At 37.3% G+C, this 584-nt stretch carries 1 protein-coding gene; it reads left to right on the forward strand.

Annotated features, from left to right (window positions below):
- Positions 1-584 (forward strand): Rib/alpha-like domain-containing protein (locus NMM17_RS09605; RefSeq protein WP_254754334.1); only part of this gene is annotated, 584 nt, incomplete at both ends.

The raw sequence follows: 584 nt of genomic DNA on the forward strand, positions 1-584 counted from the left end.
AATTATCCTGAAGGTTCTAAGTTTAAATTTAAAGAACCAGTTGAAACAAGTAAGGCAGGAGACAAGGAAACAACGGTTGTAGTAACGGATAAAGATGGAAATCCATTAGTTGAAGTTCCAGCAACTGTAGTAGTCGCAAAAGGTTATCCTCAAATTGTTCCAGTTAGTGAAGGGAATGAACAACCTAGTGTCAAAGATAGTATTGATCCAGATCAATATCCAGAAGGTTCAACATTTGAATATAAAGAAGAAGTCAATACTTCAGAGGCAGGGGACAAGAATGTTACAGTAGTTGTTAAAGACAAAGCAGGTAATAAACTTGTCGAAGTTCCAGCAACGGTACGTGTGGTAGAAAGCTATCCTCAGTATGTTCCAGTAAACAAAGAAGGTATCTCACCGAAAGATAGTATTGATCCAAGTAAATTCCCAGAAGGAACCACGTTTGAGTATAAAGAAAAACCAAATACTGGTTCCACAGGAGACAAAGATGTAACAGTTGTAGCTAAGCTAGGTACAGAAATAGTTGCAGAGATTCCTGCTAAAATTGTAGTAGTCGATAGTAAGACACAATATGTGGCAGAAAA

The organism is Streptococcus sp. CF7_Ac1-12 (assembly GCF_024295905.1).
GTDB classification, from domain to species: domain Bacteria; phylum Bacillota; class Bacilli; order Lactobacillales; family Streptococcaceae; genus Streptococcus; species Streptococcus mitis_AP.